Raw genomic sequence first — 25,586 nt, 5'->3', positions numbered from 1 at the left:
CGTTGCCCAGTCCTCGCGTTATTGAAGGACAAAGAGAAGGCAAAGAAAAAGAAGAAAAAGTAAAGGACACCCGCCGGCCCCCGGACTCCGGACAACCGACGGGACACACAAGTCCTCTTCTGGGTGAACCCCGACTGGTTTTACCTAGGAGGCTTCGCCGAGCGCCTCGTTGTAGGCGAGCATCCCCCCGTCCGTCCTCGTGCACCGGAAGTCGATCACCTGGTAGCGCGCCATCCTGCGCAGGACCAGCGGATCCCTGGCCAGCACCGCGTCCAGCTTGCCCCGGGCCATCGGCCGGGCGATGACCACCCGGCCCTCACCGCCCGGCCTGCCCCCGGATGCGAGGAAATAGCCCGATTCGTACTGTTTGGTCATCCATTCGGCGTGTTCCGCGAGAAGGTAGTCGATCTCGTCAATGGGGGCTGTATAGGTGAGCAGCGCGATATACATGCCATTGACGGTAGGACTCCCCGATCTTCGGGTCGAGAAGCGTCAGTGATAGAATCTCAAAGTATGCGCATTCTTAATCTGTGGTGGCGCCGCTCCCGGCGGCCATAAGGATTAATCGCGCATTCCCGACACTTCGGCCGCCGCGTGGGCGGCCCCCGCTGTGTCGAGGGTCTCCTCGCGGCTCACCCCTGAGGAGCTGCACAGTGACCGAACTCTCCGGTATCAGGACCAGTGGCCCAGCACACCTGGGCAACTACCTGGGCGCCGTGCGGCGGTGGGCGGCCGGTCAGCGGCCGGACGACGTCTTCCTCGTCGCCGACCTGCACGGCATGACCACCACGCACAGCCCGCACCGCCTGCGCCAGTACGCCCGGCAGGCGTTCGCGCTGCTCATCGCCTCCGGCGTGGACCCGGAGCGCGCCGTGGTGTTCGTCCAGTCCGACCTCGTCCGCGAGCACGCGGCGCTGACCTGGGTGCTGGAGTGCACGTGCACCTACGGCGAGGCCAAGCGGATGCGGCAGTTCCGGGAGAAATCCGGCGGACAGGACTCGGTGCGGCTCGGCCTGCTGACCTATCCCGTGCTCCAGGCCGCGGACATCCTGCTCTACGGCGCGGACCGGGTGCCCGTCGGCGAGGACCAGCACGAGCACATCGAGCTGGCGCGGGCGCTGGCCAACCGCTTCAACGGCACCTACGGCGAGGTCTTCGTGGTGCCCGAGGGCGTGGTCCCCGCTGTCGGCGCGGGCATCAAGGACCTGGCCGAACCCACCCGCACCATGGCGAAGTCCTCCGGTGAGACGCCCGGCGTGGTGTTCGTGCTCGACTCCCCCGACCTCATCCGGCGCAAGGTCGAGCGGGCGGTCATCGAGGACCTCGGCGAACTCCGCTACGCACCGAAGGAGCAGCCCGGAGTGTCCAACCTCCTGGAGATCCTCGGCGCGTGCACCGGCGTCAGCCCGCGCGAGATCGGCGCCGGCATCGCCGACCTCCAGCAGCTCAAGGCAGCCGTGGCGGACACCGTCGTCGACGTGCTGCGCCCTGTCCGCGAGCGGATGACCGACCTCCTGGCTGACCAAGCGGAACTCGACCGCCTCCGCGCTTTCGGCGCCGCGCGAGCCCGCGACCGCGCCACCCCACGCCTGGAAGCCGCCCTCAAAGTCGTAGGCCTCAGCTGACCGCTTAAGCCCTGAACGGGTCGTTTGGTGCACTCAACGCACTAAACGACCCGTTCAGCTCCTTCAACGCGTCAAAGGAGCCGTTGGGGGCGGCCGGGGTCAGAGGGTTTCGGTGAGGAGGGCGTGGAGTTCGGGGAGCAGAGCGATGTCGGGGTCGAGCCAGTCCAGCTCGGCCAGGCGTTCGACCGGAACCCATTCCACCGCAAGGTGTTCCAGGGCTTCGGGCACCGCATCGCCGTCCGCGAGCGTGGCCGCGTAAGCACGCATCAGGTAGCCCTTGGGCAGCGGCACGTCGGGGCCGAAGCGCGCGCCGACGGTGACCCGCGCGCCCAGCTCTTCGACGCACTCGCGGATCAGCGCGGCCTCATCGGTCTCCCCGGCCTCGACGCGCCCGCCGGGCAGCTCCCAACGCCCGGCGAGGTGCTCGGGGTAGGACCGCTGCTGCGCGAGCAAGTGTCCTTTGTGGACGATCGCGGCGGCGACCACGACCGGAGCGCGACCGAGCGAGAGAACCCGCGAGCGCACCGCGTTTCCCCTGCGCTGCAACAACTTCAGCACGAAACGACGCATCAGCAGGACATCGGCGGCCGAACCGATCGGGCCCCACGGGGACAACCAGCGAACGGAATCGGTGACCAGGGTCCCGGCGCCGGTCTCCGCGAGCGTGATGTCGTGCCGGAGCCGCCGCACGAGCTGATCGGTGGAAGCCAGCTCGGAAGAGATGCCGGAGTCGTCGGCGCGCACGATCTTGGTGCGCATCGGAACGCGAACGCCGGGCACGAGCGGGACCTGGAAGCTCAGCTCGTCACCGACGCAGAGCAGGTCGCCGCGAGCAGTGCACTGAGCGAGCGGACCGGTGGCCCGGACGACGGAGACATCGCGGACGGCCGCCGCCACGGTGCGGATCGGCGCGTCGATGAGCAGGGTGGACCTCAGAACCGGCACGAGCCCGATCTTGGCACGTCAGGATCTGTAGGTCTGCCAGCGGATCTCCAACCGAGCGCCGCCCTCCGGCGAAGCACCGGCGCGCACGCTGCCCTCCCTGCGGTGCACGACATCGGCCACCATCGCCAAGCCCAAGCCGGCGCCGCCCGAATCGCGGTCACGCGCGCCGTGCACGCGGTAGAAGCGGTCGAACACGCGCTCGCGGTGCTCCGGCGGGATGCCCTCGCCGTCGTCGTCGACGACCAGGCGCGCCTGCGGCCCTGCGGGCAGCACCATCACGCGCACCTGGCTCTTGGCGTAGCGGCGGGCATTGCGCAGCAGGTTGTCCAGCACGAGCTCAACCTCCTGCCCGGTCGCCCGCACCCACACCGGCACGAAGGTCTCCACGCGCACCAAAGGCCCGTCGTCGGGCTGGCGGCGCACGACGTCGCGGACGAGGCCGGTCAGCTCGACGGAATCCACCGGAGGGAGCGCGGCCGTGTCGGAGCGGGCGAGCTTGAGCAGGTGGTCAACGACCTCCGACAGCCGTTCCGCCTCGATCGCGACCTCTTCGAGGACCTCCTGTGCCTCGTCAGGATCGGGGTAGGCGACGGCCACCTCAGCCTGAGCACGGATCGACGCCACCGGGGATCGCAGCTCGTGCGCGGCGGCGCCGCTGAACTGGCGCATGCGCTCGGCGGACTCGTCACGGCGAGCCAACAGGCTGTTCAACGCCTCAGCAAGGGCGTGCAGCTCGTCGCGCGCCTCCGGCAGCGGCAGCCGTTGCCCAGCAGGCAGGGCTTGAGCGGCCGAGCGCATCCGCTCCACCGGGCGCAGCGACCAGCGCACGGTGACCCAAGCGGTGAACGCGACCGCCGCAGTGCCGAGCAACGCCACGGGCACGAACCAGACGGCGATGTTCTCGAAAAGCCGCAGGTGATCGCCTGCGTCCAAGCCCGCGAGAACCAATCGCTGCGAGCCGTCGGGCGCGCTCGCGACGGTCGGCAGCCACCTGGTCGAGTCGTAGTTGCGGGAGACAGTGATCGCCTGGCCCCCGAGCAGCGAGCGGACCTCGGCCGGGTAGAGGTCGGGGTCGCCGATGCCGTCCTGGGGCTCGCCGGCGGTGTTGAGCACGCGGACCTGCACCGCGCCCTGCATCCGCTCGGCGGGCGTGCCCGCGGAGACAGAGCTGGACGCGGCGGTCAGCACCTTCTTGAGCTGACCGTCCATCTGGTCGGTGAGCCCCTTGGTCAGCACCAGCGACATCACCTGCGCGAGCACCAGGAATCCGCCGAGCGCGGCCGCCGCGGCGACCATCGTGATCCGGCCGCGCAGGCTGCGGCCGCGCCACCAGTGCTGGACGGCGCCGATGGGGTTCCTCATGTCTCGGCTGCGGTCTCGTCGCTCGCCAGGTAGCCGTGTCCGCGCACGGTGCGCACGAGGTGCCCGGCTCCGGCGGCGTCGAGCTTGCGGCGCAGGTAGCCGACGTACACCTCAACGGCGTTGCGGGTGGCGGCCTGCTCGTCGCCCCAGACCGCGCGCAGCAGGTCGTCCTTGGCGACGACCGTCCCCGCGCGCCCGGCCAGCGCCGTGAGGAGCGCGTACTCGCGGGGGCTCAGCGAGATGGGCTCGCCCTGCCAGAGCACCTCGCGCGCGGCCTGGTCGATCTCCAGGCGCCCGAGGCGCAGCCGGGACCGGCCGGAGCCGCCCTCGGCCGCCTTGCGCCGCAAGAGGGCCTTGACCTGGGCGACCAGCACCATGAAGGAGAACGGCTTGACGATGTAGCCGTCCGCACCCAGGTCGAGCCCGTCGGCCTGGTCGACCTCGCCGTCCTTGGCGGAGAGCATCAGCACCGGCGTGGTGACACCGTCCGCGCGCAGGTGCTGGAGCACCCGGTAACCGGAGAGGCCCGGCAGCATGATGTCCAGCAGGACGAGGTCGAAGGCCCCGGTCAGCGCCGCGCGCAGGCCGCTCGGCCCGTCCTCGGCGGTGACCACGTCCATGCCCTCGGCGCGCAGTCCGCGCTGAAGGGCTCTGCGCACTCCGACCTCGTCGTCCACTACGAGCACCCGTGGCTTCACGAGCACAGCATGCACTTACCTGAGAGTCTTGGGGTTCACCCTCTCAGTGCTCTCTCAGCGAGCGGCAGCGGTCTCAGGTCTATCTCAGCGTCGGGCCTGCACAGTCGTCATCACGGAGGGAAACCCGTCCGAGGAGGAGACGAACATGGATCGCAAGAAGGCCACAGTCGCAGCAGCCGCGGTCGGGGCGCTCGCAGGCGCGGTCGGGCTGACCGTGCTGGCCATGCCGTCCGGTGCGGGTGCCGCTCCCGTGCTGCCGCCGGTGAACCCGGAGCAGCTGGTGCAGTCGGTGCTCAGCCAGAAGGAGATCCCGGCGCTGGGGGGCACCGTCGAGGGCAAGGCCAACCTCGGTCTCCCCGCCATCCCCAACATGCCGATCGACCTGAGCGGCGTGTCCGCGAAGATCTGGTCCGACGGCACCGGCAAGGCCCGGGTGAGCACGAGCCAGACCGGCGGCGAGAAGATCATGGTCAACGACGGCACGACCGCGTGGACCTGGGACTCCAGCACGAAGGTCGCCACCAAGCACACCTTCGACAAGTCGCAGGCCCCCAAGGAGCGCCCGGCCGAGCTGAACGACCCGGCGAGCGCGGCGAAGCAGATCATCGACGTGGTCCGCCCGCACAGCAGCATCTCGGTGGACGGCACGGCCAGCGTCGCCGGTCGCGACGCCTACGAGCTGGTGCTCGCGCCCGCCCCGAGCGAGCGCACGCTGCTGCGTGAGGTCCGCGTCGCGGTGGACGCGGAGAAGCGCATCCCGCTGCGGGTGGTCGTGCTGGCCAACGGCTCCAGCGAGCCGGTCGCGCAGGTCGGCTTCACCAAGCTCGACATCGGCGCCCAGGACCCGAAGCTGTTCACCTTCACCCCGCCCGCGGGCTCGAAGGTCGAGGACAGCGCGACGAAGTTCAAGGACGTGGAGCGCAAGCGCGAGGAGTTCGAGAAGAACCACAAGCCGGGCGAGGCGCCCAAGCTGCCGGAGACCGACCTGGTCAAGGTCGTCGGCGAGGGCTGGGACACCACCGTCGCCGGGCGCCTGCCCAAGTTCGACGAGCTGCCCAAGGACAAGGACGGCAAGTCCGTCCAGAACCCGATGGAGCTGGTCAAGCAGTTCGGCGCCAAGGTCGAGGGCCCGTGGGGCAAGGGCTACCTGATCACCACCAAGGTCGGCACCGGCCTGCTCACCGAGGACGGCCGCTTCGCCGCGGGCGCCGTTCCGTCCCAGGTGCTCATCGAGGCGATCGGCACCGTGAAGTGAGTCTGAGCACCGAGCCGCTCGCGGCGACCGGTGCGGCGGGGGCGGCGAAGTCCGCCGCCCCCGCCCTCGCGGCGCGCACCACCGGCCTTCGCAAGGTCTACGGAAACACCGTCGCGGTCGACAGCGTCGACCTCGAGGTCCCGCAGGGCGCGGTGCTCGGCCTGTTGGGACCCAACGGTTCCGGCAAGACCACCACGATCAGGATGCTGCTCGGTCTGACCAGGCCGAGCGCGGGCAGCGTCGAGCTGCTCGGGGTGCCCATGCCCGACGGCGCCGACCGCGCGCTGCCGCACGTGGGCGCGCTGGTGGAGGGGCCCGGGTTCCACCCGTTCCTCTCCGGGCGGGAGAACCTCCGCCGCTGCGCCGCCGCCGAACCGCTGCTGCCGACCGAGGGGATTTCCAGGGCCGTCGACGGCGCGCTGGAGCGGGTCGGTCTCGGGCACGCGGCGACGCGCAAGTACCGGGGTTACTCGCTCGGCATGAAGCAGCGGCTCGGCCTGGCCGCCGCGCTGCTGGTGCCGAGGCGGCTGGTGGTGCTCGACGAGCCCACCAACGGGCTGGACCCCGCGGGTACCAGGGAGATCCGCGGTGTCATGGCCGAGCTGCACGAGGCGGGGACGACGGTGGTCGTGTCCTCGCACCTGCTGGCCGAGGTCGAGGCGACGTGCACCCACGTGGCCGTGCTGCACCAGGGCACGGCGGTGGCACAGGGCTCGCTCGCCCAGCTGCTCGACGGGGGGACGCCAACCCTCACAGTGTCCACAGAGGACGTTCAACTCGCAGTGGACACTTTGCGGGACAACAGAATTCCGTACAAGTCCGATGTGGACGGTGTACGCGCGGAGCTGGTCTCCGTGACGTCGCAGCAGGTGATCGAGAAGCTCGTGCTCGCCGGGGTGGGCGTGCGCGAGGCGCGGCGCGAGCGGACCGGGCTCGAAGAGCTGTTCGCCAGGTTGACGGAGTCCGACGTGCGGGAGGGGTCATGACGACGGCATCGATCGCCTCGCCGGATCTCCTGGAGAAGACGCCCAAGGCGCCTCTTGGCAGGCTGCTGCGCTCAGAGCTGCGGTGGGTGCTGCGGCGGCCGAGGACGCTCGCGGCCTTCGGGGTGCTCGCCCTGGTGCCGATCGGGCTCGGGGTCCTGATGAGCATGCTCGACATCGGCGGCACGCCCGTCGTCGGCGGCCCACCGATGCTGGCCTCGTTGCTGGGCAACGGAATGGTGCTGCCGCTGGCGGCGATGAGCATGGCGATGCCGCTGCTGTTGCCGATGGTGATCTCGATGACCGCGGCCGATGCGATCGCCGGTGAGTCCAGCCACGGCACGCTGCGGGGGCTGCTGATCGCGCCGATCGGCCGCACCAGGCTGGTCGTGGTGAAGACGGTGGGCGTGGCCGCGGTGAGCGCGATCGCCGTCGCCGTGCTCGCGGTGCTGGGGATCACCGCGGGGGTGGTGTTCACCGGCACGACGGAGTTCACGTCGATCTCGGGGACGGCGCTGAGCTTCGGAGAGGGCGCCGGACGAGTCGGCCTCGCCGCCGCGTGGGTGTGGCTGCAGATGTTCGCCGTGGCCGCGATAGCGCTGGCGCTGTCGTCGCTGACCGACCACCCGCTAGTGGTGCTCGCGGTCATGATGGGCACGCTGATCGTGTTCGCCGTGCTCGGGGGGATCGCCGACCTGTCGTGGCTGCACCCCATGCTGTTGACGACCGGATGGATGTCGCTGATCGACGTGATCCGCGATCCGATGGAGACAGCGGCGCTGACCGAGGGGGCGGCCCGCGCGCTGTGCTACATCGTGATCGGGTTGTCAGCGACCGTGGCGCGCATGGCGACCAAGGACAGCTGAGTCGGGGATCGGCGAGCCGCAGCAGGGGCAGCTCGCCGATTCGCCGGTGTGGCCGAGGAAAGCTGCGACGTCATCGTCGGCCGGGCGCTTCCGAACTTCGTGGGGAGTGCCCGTCTGCACGATTTTTCCCTTGCGCATCAACGCGATTCGATCCGCCAGCGCGAAAGCCTCACCGTGGTCGTGGGTCACCAGGAGCGCGGTGGCACCGGCGCGGCGCAGGAGCACGGCGAGATCAGCGGCCAACTGCTCGCGCAGCGCGCGGTCCAGCGCGGACAACGGTTCGTCGAGCAGCAACAACTTCGGCCGAGGAGCGAGGGCACGCGCCAGCGCGACGCGCTGCTGCTCTCCTCCCGACAGCTCCGTGGTGCGTCGCGAGCCGTAGCCGGGAAGGCCGACCAGCTCAAGCAGTTCCGCCACCCGCTCGGCCTGGGCCCGCTTGTCAGCGCCCCGCATGCGCAGCCCGAACGCCACGTTGCCCGCCACATCGCGGTGCGGGAACAGTTGACCGTCCTGGAAGACGAGGCCGAACTCCCGCCGGTGCACCGGCACTCCGGCCAGGTCCACGTCGTCCCAAGCCACCGCGCCGGAGCTGCTCTGCTCCAGGCCCGCGACCGCGCGCAGCAGCGTGGACTTGCCGCAACCGGAAGGCCCGAGCAGGGCGAGCACCTCGCCGTCGCCGATCTCCAGGTGCACGCCGGACACGGCGAGGTTCTGTCCATAGTGGACACTCAGGTTGCTGAGCCGCAGGCCCATCAGAACTCTCCCAGGGCTTCCGAGCCGACGCGGACGCGCTCGACCAGCGCGACAGCGGCAACGGTGACGATCATCAGCAGCACGCACGAGGCGTAGGCCATCTGCACGTTCAGCTCTCCCGGGCGCGAGATCAGCCGCGAGACCGCCACCGGCAGCGTCGGTGCGTCCGGCCGCACGAGGAAGCTGGTCGCGCCGAACTCGCCCAGCGCCACCACATAACCGAATCCCGCGGCGGCGAGCAACGAGCGACCCGCGAAGGGGAGGTCGACCTCGCGCCACACCCGCAGCGGCGAGGCTCCGAGCGTCGCGGCTGCCTGGCGGAGGCGGTCGTCGATCGCGCGCAGCACGGGAAGCACGGTCCGGATGATCAACGGCATCACCACGAGCGCCTGCGCGAACGGCACCAGGACCGGCGACGAGCGGAGATCTCCGGGCAGCGAGTCCATCGTGACGAGGTAGCCGAACCCGACGGTCACGGCGGAGACCCCGAGCGGGAGCATCAGCGCCATGTCCATCGCCTCGGCGAGCCGACCGCGCCGTCGCCGCAGTTGGGACAGCACGACCGCCGCGAGAACTCCGAGGAACATCGCGAGCAGGGTCGCGTCGAACGCGGTCCGCAACGAGTTCACCGCCGCGGCCAGGCCTGACACGCCCAACGTCGACTCCGCCGCGTCCCCCGCGAGCGCCGTATACCCGGCAAGACTCCAACCGTCCCTTGTGGACAGTGACTGGACGATCAGCGAGAACACCGGCAGCAGCAACAGAACCACGACCGTCAGCGCCGCGCCCACCACGACCCACTCAGCGCCTTCGGGTCTTCGAGCCGTCTCCGCGCTTCGCCGCAGGGCCAACGCGGTCTCCCGCCTGCGCCGGGCGATCGCACCGGCGAGCAGCGCACCGACCACCGCGACGAGCTGCACGAGCGAGAGCGCCGCAGCTCCCGGCAGGTCGAGCAACTGCACCGTGCGCAGGTAGATCTCGGTCTCCAACGTCCGGTACTCCGAACCACCGAGCACCAGGACCACGCCGAAACTCGTTGCACAGAAAAGAAAAACAACGGCCAGGGCCGAGCCGATCGCGGGCGCCAGCGCGGGCAACGTCACCGAAGTGAAGGCGCGCCAACGAGAAGCACCCAGCGCACGCGCCGCATCTTCGGCTCGGAGATCGAGGTTCGCCCACAGGCCGCCCACCGTCCGCGCCACCACCGCGACGTTGAAGAACGCGTTGGCCAGCACGATCGCGATCACTCCGCTGTCGCCGAGCAACGACCGGAAAGCCATGCCCACCACCAGTGTGGGCAGCACGAACGGGATCGTGACGATCAACCGGACGAACCCCCGCCCGCGCACGGCACAGCGCGCGAGCAGGTACGCCACGGGGAGCCCCGCCAGCAGAGCGACCACCGTGGACGCCGCTGCCTGGCCGAGCGTGAACGCCACCAGTTCCCAGGTCTGCGAGTCCGCGAGCACCGCGCCGACCCCGGACTCCCCCAGCCCCAGACCGATGATCGCCGCGACCGGCCAGGCGAAGAACACGGCGAGGAACAGCAGCGGAACCGCCGCTCCCACGCCGAGCGCGATCTTCGTACCGCGCACCCGTCAGCCCTGCACGACGGACCGCCACAGGGCGAGCCAGCGCTCACGGTCGCGGTCGACCTGCGGCGCGGGCAGCTCAAGGGCCTTGGTCGGCAACGGCGCCGCCGCCTGCCAGGACTGGGGCAGCGCAACGCCTTCGCGCGTCGGGTAGACGAACATCTGCTCAGCCAGCTGCGACTGCACCTTGTCCGACAACAGGAAGTCCACGACCTTGCGCGCTCCATCGGTGTTCTTCGCACCGGTGAGCACGCCCGCGTACTCGACCTGCCGGTAGCACCCGCCGAGCAGCGCCTTCGTGCGCGGCTTGCCGTCCGGACCGACCTCGGCCGACGGCGAGGAGGCGTAGGACACCACCAGTGGGCGCGGTCCCTTGCCGGAGGAGCCGGAGAAGTCCTGCGTGTAGCTCTGCTCCCAGCCGCTGGCGACCTTGACGCCGTTGGCCTTGAGCTTGGTCCAGTACTCCGCCCACCGCTCTTCGCCGAAGGTGGCCACCGTGGCGAACAGGAAGGCCAGGCCCGGGGACGAGGTCGCCGGGTTCTGCACGACGAGCAGGTCCTTGTAGCGGGGATCGGTCAGCTCCGCCAGCGAGGTCGGCTCCGGAATGCCGCGCTGGGCGAGGAAACCCGTGTCGATGTTGAGGCACACGTCGCCGACGTCGACCGCGCTGAGCTTGTCCTCCGCCCCCGCGACCGCGTAGCGCTGCGCGCCCTTGGCGGCTTCGGGGCTGCGGTAGGCCTGGAGCAGGTTCTGCCCGATCGCGCGCGAGGCGTAGGTGGAGTCGATGCCGAAGACCGCGTCGGCCAGCGGGTTGCCCTTGGTCAGCACCAGCTGGTTGGTCATCTCGCCCGCGTCGCCGCGGCGGCTGATCTCGATGGTGATGCCGGTGTTCTTGGTGAACTCGTCCAGCACCGGCTTGGGCAGCGCGAACGAGTTGTGCGTGACCAGGACGACCTTCTCGCCGCCGGTCCCCGCCTCGCCGCCGCCCGTCAGCGAGCACCCGCTGATCAGCGCGAGCACCATCAGCGCTCCGAGTGTTCTGCTCCGCACTTCGTCCCTCCTGGTCGCCGTTGTCGTGACCACGAGGCACCGCGTGCGGCGCGCAACCTCCCTACACCGGCATGACCCGGATCAGGTTCGTACGGTCGAGGGCTGGCTGCCCTCCTCTCAGCCCGGCATACCGGGCTCCCGTGGCGGCCCCAGCCTACGTCGGACTCGCGCCCGGCGGGAGCCACGGCCACCATGAGGAGATGGCCGAACTGCTGAACGACGAACAGGTGACCGAAGCGCTCAACGCCCTTCCGCACTGGCGCCAGCAGGGCAGAGAGCTCGTCCGCACCGCCGAACTGGCGAGCTTCACCGATGCGATCCGGGTGGTGAACCGTGTGGCGGAGATCGCTGAGAACGACAACCACCACCCGGACATCGACATCCGCTGGCGCACGTTGACCTTCCGGTGCTCGACGCACTCCGAGGGCGGGGTCACCGCGCTGGACGTGTCGCTCGCCGGGGAGATCGAGGGCGTGCTGGACTCGCTCAGCGGTCCCAGCGGCGGAACGGTGCCACCACACCCCCGGGCGTGATGACGCACGTCTCCATGGTGCCGCCGACCTCGGCGACGCAGAGGTCGCCGCTGCCCGCCCACGTGCCGTTGGCTCAGAAGCAGCCCTCGCCGCCGGAGAACTTCTTCATGCCCGGCACCTGGAACCGGGTCTCCACCGGACCAGCGAACGAATCGGGAACTGGTTTCCAGGCGACCGTCAACCGGCGCGCACAGGACCTCGACCCGGCCGGAGGACAGGCGCGGCCAGGCGTCCGGGATGAAGCGGCAGAAACCGCGCTCCGGGTCGACGGGTCAGGACCGCACGATCGCCTTCTTCCGCCCCCACGGGTCGGTCTCGTAGACCTGACCGCGCGGCACCTCCTCGCACGAGAGCCAGGGTGTTCCACGGCATCGCCCCGCCCGCGCAATAGATTGACGCAATCATTACATCAATGCGTCACCCGCTGGTGCGGGGCGGCCGATTCCTGGCTAGACGTTGAAGCGGAAGTCGACCACGTCGCCGTCGGCCATCACGTAGTCCTTGCCCTCCATGCGGACCTTGCCCGCCGAGCGCGCCGAGGCCATCGACCCCGCGTCGACCAGGTCCGCGAAGGAGACGATCTCCGCCTTGATAAAGCCGCGCTCGAAGTCGGTGTGGATGACACCGGCGGCCTGCGGGGCGGTCCAGCCCTTGCGGATGGTCCACGCGCGGGACTCCTTGGGGCCCGCGGTGAGGTAGGTCTGCATGCCGAGGGTGTGGAACCCGGCGCGGGCCAGCGAGTGCAGGCCGGGCTCCTCCTGGCCGATGGTCTCCAGCAGCTCGCGCGCGGACTCCTCGTCCAGCTCCAGCAGCTCGGCCTCGACCTTGGCGTCCAGGAACACCGCGTCGGCCGGGGCGACCAGCTCGCGCAGCTCCTTCTTGCGGGCCTCGTTGGTCAGCACGCCCTCGTCGGCGTTGAAGACGTAGAGGAACGGCTTGGTGGTGAGCAGGTTCAGCTCGCGCAGCTCGGTCACGTCGACCTCGGCCTGCGCGGAGAAGAGGGTGCGGCCGCCGTCGAGGATGTCCTTGGCCTTCTTGGCCTCCTCCAGCGCCGCGCGCCGGTCCTTCTGGACGCGGGCTTCCTTCTCCAAGCGGGTGAGCGCCTTGTCCAAGGTCTGGAGGTCGGCGAGGATCAGCTCGGTGTTGATCGTCTCGATGTCCGACGTCGGGTCGAACGTGCCGTCGACGTGGATCACGTCGGGGTCCTCGAAGACCCGGACGACCTGGCAGATCGCGTTCGCCTCGCGGATGTTGGCGAGGAACTGGTTGCCAAGGCCCGCACCCTCGGAGGCGCCGCGCACGATGCCCGCGATGTCGACGAAGGACACGGTCGCGGGCACGATGCGCTCGCTGCCGAAGATCTTCGAGAGCTGGTCGAGCCGCGCGTCGGGCAGCGGGACCACGCCGACGTTGGGCTCGATGGTGGCGAACGGGTAGTTCGCGGCGAGCACGTCGTTGCGGGTCAGCGCGTTGAACAGGGTGGACTTGCCCACGTTGGGCAGCCCGACGATGCCGAGGGTGAGACTCACGTCTGGGGAGTCTAGGTGCCCGCCCGAGCGCCTCCGGCCACGGGCGGGGAGAACGCCCGCTCCCCCGGTGATCGCCGCGGCGGATTTCCGCCAGCCGAGGCACCGCGCTGCTGGCAGCATCGGTGTCGTGCTGGTCGATTCCGAGCGTGCCTACCGGGCCGTCGCCTCCCGCGACGCCCGCTTCGACGGATGCTTCGTGCTGGCCGTGCGCACCACGGGCATCTACTGCCGCCCGTCCTGCCCGGCGATGACGCCGAAGCGCCGCAACGTCGAGTTCTTCCCCACCACGGCCGCCGCCCAGTCCTCGGGTTACCGAGCCTGCCGCCGCTGCCTTCCCGACGCCGTGCCCGGCTCCCCGGAGTGGGACCTGCGCGCCGACCTTGCGTCCAGGGCGATGCGGCTGATCGGTGACGGCGTCGTCGAGCGCGAGGGCGTGCCGGGGCTCGCCCGCAGGCTCGGCTACTCCGAGCGGCACCTGTCCCGGGTGCTCACCGCAGAACTGGGCGCGGGACCGCTCGCGCTGGCCCGGGCGCACCGGGCCCACGCCGCGCGCACGCTGATAGAGACGACGGCGCTGCCGTTCGCCGACATCGCCTTCGCCGCCGGGTTCTCCAGCGTGCGCCAGTTCAACGAGACCATCCAGGCCGTCTTCGCCACGTCACCGTCCGTGCTGCGCGCGGGCGCGCAGAAGCGCCGCAGGTCGGACGCGCCGGTCGAGCCGAGGACCGGGACGATCAACCTGCGCCTGCCGTTCCGCCCGCCCATGGACGCCGAGGGCACGCTGGCTTTCCTTGCCGCACGGGCGATTCCGGGTGTGGAGCACGTTGAGGCGGGCATCTACTCCCGCGCCATCGCGCTGCCGCACGGCGCCGCGACGGTGCACCTGGAGCCCACGCCGACCCACGTGCACTGCCGTCTGCGCCTGGTCGACCTGCGCGACCTGGGCGCGGCCGTGTCCCGCGTCCGCAGGCTGCTCGACCTGGACGCTGACCCGCTCGCCGTTGACGAGGTGTTGTCCGCTGACGCCTCCTTCCGCTCGCTCGTGACCGCGACACCCGGCATCCGGGTGCCCGGCACCATGGACGCGCACGAAATGCTCGTGCGCGCACTGCTGGGCCAGCAGGTGTCCGTCGCCTCGGCCCGCACCAGCGTCGACGCGCTGACCCGAGCGCTCGGCGTCCCGCTCCCCGCCGCTGAGGGACAGCTGACCACGCTGTTCCCCACGGCGGAGGCCATCGCCGCGCACGGTGCCGACGTGCTCACCGGCCCGAGCAAACGCGTCGACGCGGTGCTCACCGCCTGCGCCGCGCTCGCGGACGGGTCGCTGGAGCTGCACATCGGCCGCGACGACGCGGAGCTGACCGCCGAACTCCAGGAACTGCCCGGAATCGGCCGCTGGACCGCCGACTACGTGGCCATGCGGGTCCTCGGCACGCCAGACGTCCTGCTCGCCACGGACACGGCCATGCGCAAGGGGGCCGGAGCGCTCGGACTACCGTCCGATGTGGACGGTCTCCGGACCCGCGCCAGGTCCTGGCGTCCCTGGCGGTCCTACGCCGGAATGCACCTGTGGCGCGCCGCCGCGCTGGCCGCATCCACCTCGACCGCAAGGAGAACCGCATGAGCACGGCCACCCGATCCACGGCGACCAAGCGCCCCACCGGCAAACACACCAGCAGCGTCGTCACGACCGCCCACTCCGCGACGGTGGACACGCCGATCGGGCCGTTCACCGCGATCACCGCGGAGGACGGCGTCGTGCTGGCCTCCGGCTGGACCGGCGCCGTTGACGACCTGCTCGTGGTGATCTCGCCGAGCCTGCGCCCGGCCGAGGTCAGGCCCCGCACCGAACTCGGCGCGGTCACCAAGGCGATCCGCAGCTACCACGCCGGTGAGCTGGACGCGGCGGCCGAAGTGCCCGTGCGGCAACGCGGTGGGGAGTTCATGGAGCACGCGTGGACCACGCTGCGCACCGTGCCCGCCGGCAAGCCGGTGACCTACGCCGACTACGCCACCCTCGCCGGGCGCCCCCAGGCGGTTCGCGCGGCCGCGTCCGCGTGCGCTCGCAACGCCGCCGCGCTGTTCGTGCCGTGCCACCGGGTCTTGCGCACCGGTGGTGGGATCGGGGGCTTCCGGTGGGGTGTCGAGGCCAAGCGCTGGCTGCTGGACCACGAGGACCTGGGATGATGTCGTTCAGCCGGTGACCACCTCCAGACTGGAGCCGGTGGTGTCCCGCGCCTTGCGCACCCGCAGCCGGGTCGGGATGCGCTGGCGCAGCTCCTCCACGTGCGAGACCAACCCCACGACGCGCCCGCCGGCCCGCAGCTCGTCGAGGGTGTCCATCACGAGGTCGAGGGTGCCCGCGTCGAGGGTGCCGAAGCCCTCGTCCACGAACAGGGTGTCGAGCAGCGCGCCACCGGTCTCCGCCGCGACGACGTCGGCGAGACCGAGCGCGAGGGCGAGCGAGGCCAGGAAGGACTCCCCGCCGGAGAGCGTCTTCGCGGGCCGGGTCCGCCCGGAGTAGCCGTCCAGCACGTCGAGCCCGAGCCCTCCGCGCGTGCCCCGAACCCCCGCGGCGTCGGAGTGGACGAAGGAGTAGCGCCCCTGACTCATCCGCTGCAGGCGTTCGGTGGCCGCGACCGCGACCTCCTCCAGCCGGGCGGCGAGGACGTAGGAGCGCAGCGACATCTTCCTGGTGTTCTGCCCACGGCCGTTGACGACGTCGGTCAGAGCGTTCAGCTCCGCGAACTCGGCCTCCAGCGGCGCGAGCACTGCCCACGCCGCGCGGAGTTCGCGTCCCAGACCGATCACGTCGTCCCTGCGCCGCTGCGCCGCGTTCAGCTCGCTGAGCGCTGCCGAAGCGACCGCGCCTGCCTCCCGCGCGGCCACTTCTGCTTCAGCCACGTCCACCGGCGCAGCAGGATCGACGTCAGCGAGTTCAGGCTCCGCCAGCACGGATTTCGCTGCGGCTTCCCTGCGGTCCAGGTCTCGGATCCGTCGCTCCAACCGCTCGCGGTCGGCCTCCTCCATCACAGCGTCCAAGGCCGCATCGAGGTGATCGAACCCGGCTTCGGCAACGGCGGACAACACGGTCGCGCGCTGGCGGTCCGTGCGGTCCTCGGAGTCCGCGAACGCCCTGCGCGCGTCGATGAGCGAGATCAGGGCCTTCGCGGTGTCAAGAAGCCACGTACGCCTGGCCGGAACGTCGGGGTGGTCACCACGCGCCTCGTCCAGCCGCACCGCGCGACGCTCGATCGCTTCGGTGAGTACCGCCTGCTCTGTCGTGCGAACCGCCACCGAGCGATCAGCCTCACCGTGTTCCCTGCGCGCCTGGTCGAGCTTGGCCTCCAGCTGCTCCAGTTCTGCCTCCCGCGTGCGCACCGCAGCAGCCGCCGCATTGGCCGTCCTGTGCTGCGCGTCGACCTCGGCCAGCAGCTTCTTCAGCTCGTCGGCGCTCCGACCGTCGAGCCTCTCCCGGAGCGCGGCAACGGCTCGTTCGGCTTCCCGCACTGCCTCACTGGCCGAGTCGCGACGGCGAAGTGCTTGCTGTTCAACGCTTTCTGCTCGGCGTTCGTCGGCTTCGGTCACTCGCTCCGCCGTGCGGCTCGCGGGCGAGGGGTGCTCCTCGCCACCGCACACCGGACACGGCTGCCCCTCCGCGAGGCCTTCCGCCAACTCGGCCGCGATGCCGTGCAGACGGCGTTGCCTCAGGTCGAGCAGGAGTTCACGGGCGTTCTGGTGCTCGTCCACCGCGCTTCGGAAAGCCGCAGCCGCATGCTCGTGGGCGTTCTCAGCCTGCGGCAGGGCCTCCGCGTCACGCACCAGCGCACGCAGTTGGTCCCGCCGCCCAACGAGATCCTCCAGCCTCAGCGCCGCGTTCTTCGCCTGGTCGACGGCGGCCCGGCAGCCGGTGATCCGTTCCGGAAGGGCGCTGATGATCTCGTCGAGCTCCTTGACCCGCCTGCGGAACGTCTCCAGCTCCCGTTCCACCTGCACCAAGCGCACACGGTCGTGCTGCTGTTGCTGGGCTTCCACCGCGAGTTCGGCGAGCTGACCCGCGAGTTCCTGAGCTTCCGCGGCCTTGGACCGCAGCTCCTCCACCGAGCTGCCCTCGTCACCGACCCGCGTCGCGGTTCGCTCCACCGCGTCCCGCGCTCGCCGCAGCTCGGCCTCGGCCCTGATGAGCACCGCGTGCGCCTCACGGACCGGAACCGCCTTCCGCGCGGCGGTCAACGCCACGGCCCACGCCTGCCGCTCCGCACGCATTCCGTCCACAGTGGACAGTTCAGTGGTCGCGACGCGCACGCGCCGGACGCGGTCGGCCAGCTCGCGACGTCGCACGAGTTCGGCCTCGGCCAGGCCGCGCACGCGCTTCGCCTCGTTCTCCTTGTCCGCTGCCTGGTCAACAACGGCCGTGCAGGACGCGATGAGCCCGTCGAGCCAGCCCTCCTCGTCCTCGGAGAACTCCGTCCCCGAGGCCTGTGCGACACGTGCGACGAGCATCCGCGCACCCTGCTGCCGCTCGTCGAGCTTGCGACCGGCTTCCCTGCGGTGCTCCATGAACCACTGCTCGACCTCGCGGAACCGCTCGGTGCTGAACAGCCTCTCCAACAGCTTCTCGCGCTCCGAGGTGTCGGCACGGAGGAAGCGGGCGAAGTCGCCCTGCGGCAGCAGCACGACCTGGAAGAACTGCTCCGCGCTCATCCCGAGCAGCCGCTGGACCGTCCTGGCCACCTCGTCGATCCGGGTCACGCCCTCGCTGGCGTGTCCGGGTGGGGCATCGCTCAGCCAGGTCAGCGAGGCCTTGGCGTTCTGCGTCGTCTCACCGCCACCACGGCGCTTGGGGCGGAGGTACTCCGGGCTCCTGGCGATCCGGAGACGGTGGCCCTGCAGACTGAAATCGAGCACGACCTCGGTCGGCGTGTCCCTCTCGGCGTAGTCGCATCGGAGCCGCTTCGCCTCGTCGCGCGCGCCCGGGACCCTGCCGAACAGCGCGAACGCCACGGCGTCGAGGACCGTCGTCTTCCCGGCGCCGGTTTCCCCGTGCAGCAGGAACAACCCGTCCTCACCCAGCGCGTCGAAGTCGACCTCCTCGCGCCCCGGGTAAGGACCGAACGCGGTGAGTTCGAGCCTGTGCAGCCTCACACCTGCACCTCGGTTTCCCGGACCGACTCGATCGCCGAGTCCAGCAGACGCCGCTCGCGCTCGTTCGGCCCCGCACCGCGGCAGTCGTCGACGAACCGGTGGGAGATCTCGACATCGCTGCGCCCGCGCACCGCCTCCACGTAGCGCAGCGGCGCGTCGTCCGCTCCGGCCGGGCGGAAGTCGATGTGCACGGCGTGCGGGAAGCGTTGGTGCAGCCGTCTCATCGCGTCGAGCGGGCGCACGCGATCGGTGAGCACGACGGACAGGTACTTGTCCTCCAACTCCGCGTGCACGGGGTCTGCCAGGAGGTCCTCGATCTCGCCGGAGACCGTGGCCAGCCCGCGCGGCGCCGGGAGTTCCACGCGCCGCACCTCGGTCAGCCCTGAGGCGTCCAGGTCGACCAACCACACCGATTTGCGTTGCCGCGTCTCGGAGAACGAGTACGCGAGCGGGCTCCCGGAGTAGCGGAGGTGTTCGGCGAGCACCTGTGGTCCGTGCAGGTGCCCGAGAGCGACGTAGTCGACGCCGTCGAAGACCGCGCCGGGAACCTGTTCGACGCCGCCGACCGCGATCTTGCGCTCGGAATCGCTGCCCGCCCCGCCCGTGACGAAGGCGTGCGCGATCACCACCGACCGCGTGCCGGGCGCACGTTCTCCCAGGTCCTCACGGACACGACGCATCGCCTCCGCGAGCACCGCGGTGTGCCCTCGCCCCTCCGTCATCCCGAGCGCCCTGCGCGCCGGGTCCGGGTCGAGGTAGGGGATGCCGTAGAACGCGACGGGTCCGTGCTCGTCCGCGAGCAGAACGGGTTGGTGCAGCGAGGAGATCCGGGTGCGCAGGTGCAGTCCGCCAGCGGCGGCGAACTCGGCGAAGGCCCCCATCCTCGGCGCGGAGTCGTGGTTCCCGGAGGTGATCACGATCTGCGCGCCCGCCTCGCGCAGCGAGCGCAGCACCAGCACGCACGTCTCGACCGCCTCCGCCGAGGGCACGGCTCGGTCGTAGAGGTCGCCGGCCACCACGACGACGTCGACCCGCTCCTCGGCCACGAGGTCGGCGAGACCCGTGAGCACGGCGGTCTGGTCGGCCAGCAGGTCCCTCCCGTGGAAGGTGCGGCCGACGTGCCAGTCGGAGGTGTGCAGCACTCGCATGGCAGTCACGGTAGACACAGTCGCCGGGAATTCCCGGCAATGCCAAGGGCAAGTCGCGGCCTGGGTGGAAATCGTCTCACCGGGGCCGATCGGCGCGCGATCCACGTTTTGTTCTCACAACTCGCTTTTCGCCCGGTCAGGGGTCGCAGTGTGCGCGCGAAACGGCGCTCTGACGGCACTTCGCGACCGGCGAAGTTGTCTGGACACGGTGAAACGAATTCCACCCAAGCCCCACCCCGGCTCCACATTGTCGGGGCGGCGGTACATCATCGCGGTGTGACATCCGTTGTGATCACCGCACTCGCCGTGCTGGCCCTGCTGATGGGCGGCGCGCTGTTCATGCTGTGGCGCCTCTACACCGACGGCGTGCGGCGCACCGACATGGCGATGGCCATGGTGGAGACCGAACGCGGCCGGGGCAGGGAGCAGCAGGCCGCACTGCGCAGGTACGAGGTGGCCTTCTCCTCGGTGACCGGCAGGGGCGAGCTCGGCGAGCAGGTGCTGGCGGAGACCGCGCGGGCCCTGGGACTGCGCGAGGGCCTGCACTTCACGTTGCAGACCGACCTCGCGGGCGGCGGTTCGGCGAAGCCGGACCTGTTGCTGCTGGTCGGCGGCGACCGCAGGGTGCCGGTCGACGCCAAGGCCAGCATGGCCTGCTGGGCCGAGGCTGTGGAGACCGACGACGCCGCCGAGCGGGCCGACGCCCTCCGGGTGCACGTGCGCAACATCCGGTCCAGGGCGACGGACCTCGCGGGCAAGGGCTACCAGCGGTGGGCCGACGCGATCTACGGGACCATCATGTTCGTGCCGTCGGACGCGGCGGTGGTTGCGGCGCTGGACACCGACCCGAACCTGCTGCGCTGGCTGCTCGACCGGCGGATTTTCCTCTGCGGCCCAACGGGTTTCGCCGTCCTGGCCTCGGCGGCGCTGTTCGCCGCGACCGAGCGGACGCTGGTCGAGGACATGGAGAACGTGCGCGCGCAGGCGGCCCGCGCGCACCGGTCGGCGAGCAACGCGGTGGAGGCGGCCAACCTGTCGAGCACCCACCTCCAGCGGTTCCTGTCGGCCCGGCGCCGCGAACTGGACGCGCTGGACAGCTTCAGGGGTTCGGCGCAGCCGCTGACCGAGGCGGCGGCGAGCCCGACGCCGATCCCGGCCGTTCGGCACTCCGAGGAGCTCTCCGGTTCGGGCAACGGTGAGGTCAGTGCTCACGGCAGCGGCCAGGGCAACGGCCAGACCAGTGGAGTCGGCGGGCAGCGGTTCGACGGGCAGGGGGTGGTCGACGACGAACGCTGACCGGGCGGGGCGAGGCGGCCTGGATCACCGTTTCGGGTAAGTCCGGACACGTCGAATTGCGGAGGCGGTCTTCACGTTTCCTGGAATACCGCTGGTGAATGACGTTCCAGTGGAGTGGTCGAGCCATCCACATCACTCCATGCTGCGGACGTTGACTCCGCACGGACTAACGTGGAACGGGTGACCGCCACACGCGACCGTCGAAGCGACGTCGGGCCAGACCCGCGCTGGGCGCTGCGCTCCGCTTTCAGCGACAACGGCATACCGTGGTGGGCCGCAGCAGGGCTCGCCGCCGGTGTCTCGGCGGTCATCGCGTTCATCGCGGGTCCGAACGGTTTTCTGTTCTCGGCGTTCTTCTTCCTCAGCTGCGTGGCCGCCGTGGCCATGGTGCAGCGGATCGCGATCTTCGGTCCGATGGTCCAACCGCCACTGGTCATGGTGGGCGTGGTGCCGATCGTGGTGCTGCTCTCCGGCGCGGGCGGCGAGGGGCTGTCCGGCAAGGCGCTGAGCATCGGCAAGCCGCTCATCGAGTCGTTCCCGACGATGGCGCTGACCACCGCGGTCACCATCGGCATCGGCGTGGTCCGCATGTTCAACCAGCGTCGGCCCGCCGAGGACGCGGGCGAGCCGGAGGCGAGGCGTCCGTCTCGGCCGTCCGGTCGGTCGACGCGGGACGAGCGGCGCGAGGACCGCTTCGACGACCGCGGCGGGCGCGAGGAGCGCGGGAGGGACGACCGCGGACGAGGCGACGAGCGCGCGCCGCGCGAGCGGGCCCAGCGGCCGCCGCAGGCGGACCGGCCGCGCCCGGGCGTCCGTGAGCGAGGCGAAGCCGACCGAGCGGGAAGGCCCGCGCGCGGGCAGCAGGACCCGCGTGGCGCTCGGCAGCAGCCGCCGTCGCGCGCGCCGCGCCCCGCGCAGGGGCAAGGCCAGGGTCGGCAAGGCCAGGGGAAGAGTCCGGGCCAGGGCCAACAGCCTCCGACGCCGCCGCGCCAGCAGCCGCCGCGTCCAGGGCCCGGCGGGCGTCCCCAGCAACCGCGTCAGCAGCCTCCTCAGCGGCGTCCTCGTCGGGACGACGGCTACTGAGCCCTGCCCGCGGCGCGGCGCCCACAGCACGACAAGAGCCCGGTGACGGTGTCACCGGGCTCTTGCGTCGAGATCGAGCGTGTCGGTTCGGACGCGCTGGCCGGGCTCAGGAGTTGGCGACCTGCTTGAGGTCGCGCTTCAGCTCGCGCGGGAGCTGGAAGGTGATCCGCTCGTTGGCGGTGGTCACCAGCTCCACGTCCTCCCAGCCGCGCTTCTCCAGCATCGCCAGCAGGTCCATCACCAGGATGTCCGGCACGGACGCACCGCTGGTCACGCCGATGGTGCCGACGCCGTCCAACCAGGACGGATCGACCTCCTTGGCGTAGTCGATCAGGTAGGAGGCCTTGGCGCCGTACTGCAGCGCGACCTCGACGAGGCGCACCGAGTTCGACGAGTTCTTCGAGCCGACGACGAGCACCAGATCGCAGTCAGGCGCCATGGTCTTCACCGCGACCTGGCGGTTGGAGGTGGCGTAGCAGATGTCGTCGCTCGGCGGGTCCTGCATCTCGGGGAAGCGCTCGCGCAGCTGCTTCACCCGGACCATCGTCTCGTCGACGCTCAGCGTCGTCTGGGACAGCCAGACCACCTTGGACGGGTCGCGGACCTCGACCTGGGCCGCGTCCTCGGCGGTGTCGACGAGCCGCACGTGGTCGGGGGCCTCACCGGCGGTGCCCTCGACCTCCTCGTGCCCCTCGTGACCGATGAGCAGGATGTCGTAGTCGTCCCTGGCGAAGCGGCGCGCCTCGTTGTGCACCTTGGTCACCAACGGGCAGGTGGCGTCGATGGTGCGCAGGTTGCGGTCGGCGGCCTGCTCGTGGACGGCGGGCGAGACGCCGTGCGCGGAGAAGACGACGAGCGCTCCCTCCGGCACCTCGTCGGTCTCGTCCACGAAGATCGCACCGCGGTCGCGCAGGGTCTCGACCACGTACTTGTTGTGGACGATCTCCTTGCGGACGTAGACCGGGGCGCCGTAGGTCTCCAGCGCCTTCTCGACGGTGATCACTGCTCGGTCCACGCCTGCGCAGTAGCCACGGGGATTTGCCAGCAGCACGCGCTTGGGCTTGGAGGTGGTCATACCCCCACCCTACGGACGGGCGCGCGCACGAGTCATCCCACCGTCGACTGAGCGCACTGGGCCAAACGGGAACACCGAGCCTAGTTGATCGAGGTCTCCTGGACCGGAGGACACGCACGAGTTCCCAGGCAGGACCGAACTGAGGCAGGCTAGGCGCATGAAGTCCTTGCCACTGCCACTGCGCGTCGCCGCTGGTCTGGCGGTCACGGCCGTGGAACAAGCCCGGAAGCTGCCGCAGTCCCTAGCCGGGCTGCCGGTCACCGTCGCGAGCGTCGCCATGCAGGCGTCCATGCGCGCGCAGCAGCACCTCACGGAGCTGGCGATCAAGGGCGATGAGGCGCTCGCCACGTTCCGCCCAGCCGAGGAGGCCCCCGAATGGGCGACCTTCGACGAGGACGTCGATCTGAGCACCCCCGCCGAGACCACGGCCGCCGAGGCCGAGCCGGTGGAGAGCGAGGACGGCGATCCCGAGGCCCTGCCCGGCTACGACGACCTCACCTTCGCCCAGCTGCGCGGGCGGCTGAAGTCGCTGACCGCTGAGCAGCTGGACGACCTGCTCGCCCACGAGCGCGCGCACGCCGACCGCGAGGCGTTCGTGCGGATGCTGTCCAACCGGCTCGCCACCGTTCGCGGCACGTGACCGCCGACGCGCTCTTCCCAGTGGAGGCGGCATCGTGAGCGCTCCGAGCAGCGCCGAAGAGCCCTGGCCGGTACGCACGGTCGCCCGCAAGATCGCCGAGTGGATCAACCGCCTCGGCGCGGTGTGGGTGGAGGGCCAGCTCACGCAGATCTCCGCGCGCCCGGGTACGGGCACGGCCTTCATGACACTGCGCGACCCGGCAGCGGACATCTCGCTCACGGTGACCTGCGCGCCCGCGCTGTTGCGCGGCATGGAGCTCTCCGAGGGCAGCCGCGTGGTGGTGCACGGCCGCCCCTCCTACTTCGCCGGGCGCGGCACGCTGAGCCTGCGCGTCGACGAGATCCGCGCGGTCGGCGTCGGCGAGCTGCTGGCGCGGATCGAGCGGTTGCGGCAGCTGCTGGGCGCGGAGGGGCTCTTCGACTCACGGCGCAAGCGGAGGCTGCCGTTCCTGCCCAACCGCGTCGGCCTGATCACCGGACGCGCCTCCGCCGCGGAGCGGGACGTGCTGACCAACGCCCGCGCGCGCTGGCCCTCGGTGCACTTCGAGGTGGTCAACGTCGCGGTGCAGGGCCCGACGGCGGTGCCGCAGATCGTGGAGGCGCTCGGGAAGCTGGACGCGGACGCGGCGGTGGACGTCATCGTGCTGGCCAGGGGCGGGGGCAGCGTCGAGGACCTGCTGCCGTTCTCCGACGAGACGCTGTGCCGCGCGGTCGCCAAGTGCCGGACGCCGGTGGTCAGCGCGATCGGCCACGAGCCGGACACCCCGCTGGTCGACCACGTCGCGGACCTGCGGTGTTCCACGCCGACGGACGCGGGCAAGCGCGTGGTGCCGGACATGGCCGAGGAGAGCGAGCGCATCAGGCAACTGCGGAATCGTGCCCGCCGAGCTCTACACGGATGGGTGGATCGGGAACACCGGTTGCTGAACGCGCTGCGCAGCCGGCCGGTGCTGGCCGATCCGATCACGCCGCTGCGGAACAGAGCTGACGAGGTAAGGGGCCTGCGCGATCGGGCCCGGCGCGTGGTGCGCGCGGAGCTCGGTGCGGCGTACACCGGCCTAGAAGCGACTAAAGCACGCTTGACGACCTTGGGACCTGCGTCCACTCTGGCCCGCGGGTACGCGATCGTCCAACGCCTCGCACCCGACGGGAGCACACACGTGCTGCGCCATCTGGCCGACGCTCCCCCGGGAACCAGCTTGCGCGTGCGCGTCGTGGACGGTTCGGTACACGCCGTCGTGCCCGAGGAGTCCTAACAGCGCTGAACGGAGGTGTGCGGTGCCCTTTCCGGCCCGAGAGCCGACGTTCCTGCCGTTGACCGTAGCCGCTGCCCGAAGTGCGGCGGACAGCCAGGTCGGTCCACCGGAGCGCGGGAGCGCGCAGGTGGTGCGGCGGCGCGCCGAGGAAGCCAACGCCGCTGCGGCCGAGTGCTGGTCAGCGCTGCTGGGCGGCTGCGTGTCCGCGGCACGGCTCGGCCTTCCGGCTAGGCTGCGCGCGTTGTCCGAGGCGACGTCGATCTACGTCGGCGACGTCTGGTGGCTCGGCGACGGTTCGGCCCACCGGCGCAGGGTGACCGCGGCGGAGGACCGGATCGGCGAGGCGCTCTTCGAGGGCGACGGGGCCGAGTTCGCCGAGGCCTTCATCGGATACGACCAGGCGGTGGCCACCGCGGTGGTCCGGGTGCAGAGCAGGTTGGGGAGTCCCACAGCGTGAACGACAGCGGCGCGAGCACGGAGCTTGATCCCGAACTGGCCGCGCTGGGCTACGAGGCCGCGCGCGAGCAGCTCGCCGACGTGGTGCGCAAGCTGGAGGCGGGCGGCCTCTCCCTGGAGGACTCGCTGGCGCTGTGGGAGCGCGGTGAAGCGCTCGCCAAGGTGTGTGACCGCCACCTCGCCGGAGCGCGGGAACGGGTCGACCAGGCGCTGGCCTCCGTCGAGGGCGACGACCGCTAGCTGTACTGGCCTGGGACGTTGCGAACGGTCCGACACGTGATCGGATGATCTTGGAAT

General features: G+C 70.8%; 23 protein-coding genes, 1 pseudogene and 1 riboswitch. Of the genes and pseudogenes, 13 read left to right on the top strand and 11 right to left on the bottom strand.

What is annotated here, in order from left to right:
- Nucleotides 1–144 precede the first annotated feature (144 nt).
- Entirely contained in the window at nucleotides 145–450 is a 306-nt protein-coding gene (locus tag ABD798_RS33585) for a YciI family protein (RefSeq protein ID WP_344884299.1), read from the bottom strand.
- Between the two features lie 203 nt (nucleotides 451–653).
- Between ABD798_RS33585 and trpS the strand changes: the two genes are divergently transcribed.
- On the top strand, nucleotides 654–1,625 hold the full coding sequence (gene trpS / locus ABD798_RS33580) for a tryptophan--tRNA ligase (RefSeq protein WP_344884296.1): 972 nt from the start codon (nucleotides 654–656) through the stop codon (nucleotides 1,623–1,625).
- Nucleotides 1,626–1,724: 99 nt separating this feature from the next.
- Here trpS and ABD798_RS33575 read toward each other — a convergent pair whose 3' ends face one another.
- Genes ABD798_RS33575 through ABD798_RS33565 form a run of 3 tightly spaced genes read right to left on the bottom strand, consistent with a single transcriptional unit; the run spans nucleotide 1,725 to nucleotide 4,630 of the window.
- Nucleotides 1,725–2,570 (bottom strand): NUDIX domain-containing protein, encoded by an 846-nt coding sequence (locus tag ABD798_RS33575; RefSeq protein ID WP_344884293.1) that lies wholly within the window; start codon nucleotides 2,568–2,570, stop codon nucleotides 1,725–1,727.
- Nucleotides 2,571–2,588: 18 nt separating this feature from the next.
- Nucleotides 2,589–3,932 (bottom strand): sensor histidine kinase, encoded by a 1,344-nt coding sequence (locus ABD798_RS33570; RefSeq protein WP_344884291.1) that lies wholly within the window; start codon nucleotides 3,930–3,932, stop codon nucleotides 2,589–2,591.
- Entirely contained in the window at nucleotides 3,929–4,630 is a 702-nt protein-coding gene (locus tag ABD798_RS33565) for a response regulator transcription factor (protein ID WP_344884288.1), read from the bottom strand. The genes ABD798_RS33570 and ABD798_RS33565 overlap by 4 nt, the downstream gene beginning before the upstream one ends.
- 145 nt (nucleotides 4,631–4,775) lie before the next feature.
- Here ABD798_RS33565 and ABD798_RS33560 point away from each other — a divergent pair, with 145 nt between their 5' ends.
- From ABD798_RS33560 to ABD798_RS33550, 3 genes are read left to right on the top strand one after another with little or no spacing between them, the layout of a single operon-like run.
- The gene (locus tag ABD798_RS33560) at nucleotides 4,776–5,885 is read left to right on the top strand and encodes a LolA family protein (protein WP_344884285.1); all 1,110 of its coding nucleotides are present in this window, start codon (nucleotides 4,776–4,778) and stop codon (nucleotides 5,883–5,885) included.
- Between the two features lie 2 nt (nucleotides 5,886–5,887).
- Nucleotides 5,888–6,871, top strand: coding sequence for an ABC transporter ATP-binding protein (locus ABD798_RS33555; RefSeq protein WP_344884429.1), 984 nt, complete (start codon nucleotides 5,888–5,890; stop codon nucleotides 6,869–6,871).
- Nucleotides 6,868–7,734, top strand: coding sequence for an ABC transporter permease (locus ABD798_RS33550; protein WP_344884280.1), 867 nt, complete (start codon nucleotides 6,868–6,870; stop codon nucleotides 7,732–7,734). The genes ABD798_RS33555 and ABD798_RS33550 overlap by 4 nt, the downstream gene beginning before the upstream one ends.
- Before the next feature lie 45 nt (nucleotides 7,735–7,779).
- On the opposite strand, the pseudogene ABD798_RS33545 reads toward ABD798_RS33550, so the two are convergent.
- The 3 genes and pseudogenes from ABD798_RS33545 to ABD798_RS33535 form a co-directional block, all read right to left on the bottom strand.
- Nucleotides 7,780–8,487 (bottom strand): annotated as a pseudogene (locus tag ABD798_RS33545) (ABC transporter ATP-binding protein); the annotation flags it as partial.
- Complete coding sequence (locus ABD798_RS33540; RefSeq protein WP_344884277.1) at nucleotides 8,487–10,082, bottom strand: ABC transporter permease; 1,596 nt, start codon at nucleotides 10,080–10,082, stop codon at nucleotides 8,487–8,489. The gene ABD798_RS33540 and the pseudogene ABD798_RS33545, both read right to left, overlap by 1 nt.
- Before the next feature lie 3 nt (nucleotides 10,083–10,085).
- A complete protein-coding gene (locus ABD798_RS33535) occupies nucleotides 10,086–11,129 on the bottom strand; it encodes a thiamine ABC transporter substrate-binding protein (RefSeq protein WP_344884274.1) in 1,044 nt (347 codons plus the stop codon).
- Between the two features lie 41 nt (nucleotides 11,130–11,170).
- Nucleotides 11,171–11,281: riboswitch (TPP riboswitch) on the bottom strand.
- Between the two features lie 48 nt (nucleotides 11,282–11,329).
- Here ABD798_RS33535 and ABD798_RS33530 point away from each other — a divergent pair.
- Nucleotides 11,330–11,662, top strand: a complete 333-nt coding sequence (locus ABD798_RS33530) for a 4a-hydroxytetrahydrobiopterin dehydratase (protein ID WP_344884272.1) — start codon at nucleotides 11,330–11,332, stop codon at nucleotides 11,660–11,662.
- A 449-nt stretch (nucleotides 11,663–12,111) separates the two neighbouring features.
- Here the strand turns inward: ABD798_RS33530 and ychF are convergent, their stop codons facing one another.
- Nucleotides 12,112–13,191, bottom strand: coding sequence for a redox-regulated ATPase YchF (gene ychF, locus ABD798_RS33525; protein WP_344884270.1), 1,080 nt, complete (start codon nucleotides 13,189–13,191; stop codon nucleotides 12,112–12,114).
- Nucleotides 13,192–13,318: 127 nt separating this feature from the next.
- Between ychF and ABD798_RS33520 the strand changes: the two genes are divergently transcribed.
- Nucleotides 13,319–14,815: an AlkA N-terminal domain-containing protein gene (locus ABD798_RS33520; protein WP_344884426.1), complete on the top strand. Its 1,497-nt coding sequence runs from the start codon at nucleotides 13,319–13,321 to the stop codon at nucleotides 14,813–14,815.
- Nucleotides 14,816–14,898: 83 nt separating this feature from the next.
- Nucleotides 14,899–15,378: a methylated-DNA--[protein]-cysteine S-methyltransferase gene (locus ABD798_RS33515; RefSeq protein WP_344884423.1), complete on the top strand. Its 480-nt coding sequence runs from the start codon at nucleotides 14,899–14,901 to the stop codon at nucleotides 15,376–15,378.
- A 6-nt stretch (nucleotides 15,379–15,384) separates the two neighbouring features.
- On the opposite strand, the gene ABD798_RS33510 is transcribed toward ABD798_RS33515, so the two are convergent.
- The gene (locus tag ABD798_RS33510; protein ID WP_344884266.1) at nucleotides 15,385–18,336 is read right to left on the bottom strand and encodes an AAA family ATPase; all 2,952 of its coding nucleotides are present in this window, start codon (nucleotides 18,334–18,336) and stop codon (nucleotides 15,385–15,387) included.
- Nucleotides 18,333–19,484, bottom strand: coding sequence for an exonuclease SbcCD subunit D (locus ABD798_RS33505; protein ID WP_344884263.1), 1,152 nt, complete (start codon nucleotides 19,482–19,484; stop codon nucleotides 18,333–18,335). The genes ABD798_RS33510 and ABD798_RS33505 overlap by 4 nt, the downstream gene beginning before the upstream one ends.
- 321 nt (nucleotides 19,485–19,805) lie before the next feature.
- On the opposite strand from ABD798_RS33505, the gene ABD798_RS33500 reads away from it, so the two are divergent.
- Nucleotides 19,806–20,780, top strand: coding sequence for a DNA recombination protein RmuC (locus tag ABD798_RS33500; protein ID WP_344884420.1), 975 nt, complete (start codon nucleotides 19,806–19,808; stop codon nucleotides 20,778–20,780).
- A 180-nt stretch (nucleotides 20,781–20,960) separates the two neighbouring features.
- Nucleotides 20,961–21,863: a DUF6542 domain-containing protein gene (locus ABD798_RS33495; protein WP_344884261.1), complete on the top strand. Its 903-nt coding sequence runs from the start codon at nucleotides 20,961–20,963 to the stop codon at nucleotides 21,861–21,863.
- A gap of 106 nt (nucleotides 21,864–21,969) precedes the next feature.
- On the opposite strand, the gene ABD798_RS33490 is transcribed toward ABD798_RS33495, so the two are convergent.
- Nucleotides 21,970–22,938, bottom strand: coding sequence for a 4-hydroxy-3-methylbut-2-enyl diphosphate reductase (locus ABD798_RS33490; RefSeq protein WP_344884258.1), 969 nt, complete (start codon nucleotides 22,936–22,938; stop codon nucleotides 21,970–21,972).
- Between the two features lie 157 nt (nucleotides 22,939–23,095).
- On the opposite strand from ABD798_RS33490, the gene ABD798_RS33485 reads away from it, so the two are divergent.
- Genes ABD798_RS33485 through ABD798_RS33470 form a run of 4 tightly spaced genes read left to right on the top strand, consistent with a single transcriptional unit; the run spans nucleotide 23,096 to nucleotide 25,529 of the window.
- Nucleotides 23,096–23,578, top strand: a complete 483-nt coding sequence (locus ABD798_RS33485; RefSeq protein ID WP_344884255.1) for a lipid droplet-associated protein — start codon at nucleotides 23,096–23,098, stop codon at nucleotides 23,576–23,578.
- A 31-nt stretch (nucleotides 23,579–23,609) separates the two neighbouring features.
- Entirely contained in the window at nucleotides 23,610–24,833 is a 1,224-nt protein-coding gene (xseA, locus tag ABD798_RS33480) for an exodeoxyribonuclease VII large subunit (RefSeq protein ID WP_344884417.1), read from the top strand.
- 22 nt (nucleotides 24,834–24,855) lie between these two features.
- On the top strand, nucleotides 24,856–25,290 hold the full coding sequence (locus ABD798_RS33475; protein ID WP_344884252.1) for a hypothetical protein: 435 nt from the start codon (nucleotides 24,856–24,858) through the stop codon (nucleotides 25,288–25,290).
- Entirely contained in the window at nucleotides 25,287–25,529 is a 243-nt protein-coding gene (locus ABD798_RS33470) for an exodeoxyribonuclease VII small subunit (protein ID WP_344884249.1), read from the top strand. Before ABD798_RS33475 ends, ABD798_RS33470 begins: the two co-directional genes overlap by 4 nt.
- Nucleotides 25,530–25,586 lie beyond the last annotated feature (57 nt).

It is taken from the genome of Allokutzneria multivorans, assembly GCF_039537405.1.
Taxonomy (GTDB): Bacteria; Actinomycetota; Actinomycetes; order Mycobacteriales; family Pseudonocardiaceae; genus Allokutzneria; species Allokutzneria multivorans.
Note: the sequence above shows the minus strand (reverse complement) of the source record. Positions and strands in the feature narration are given on the sequence as shown.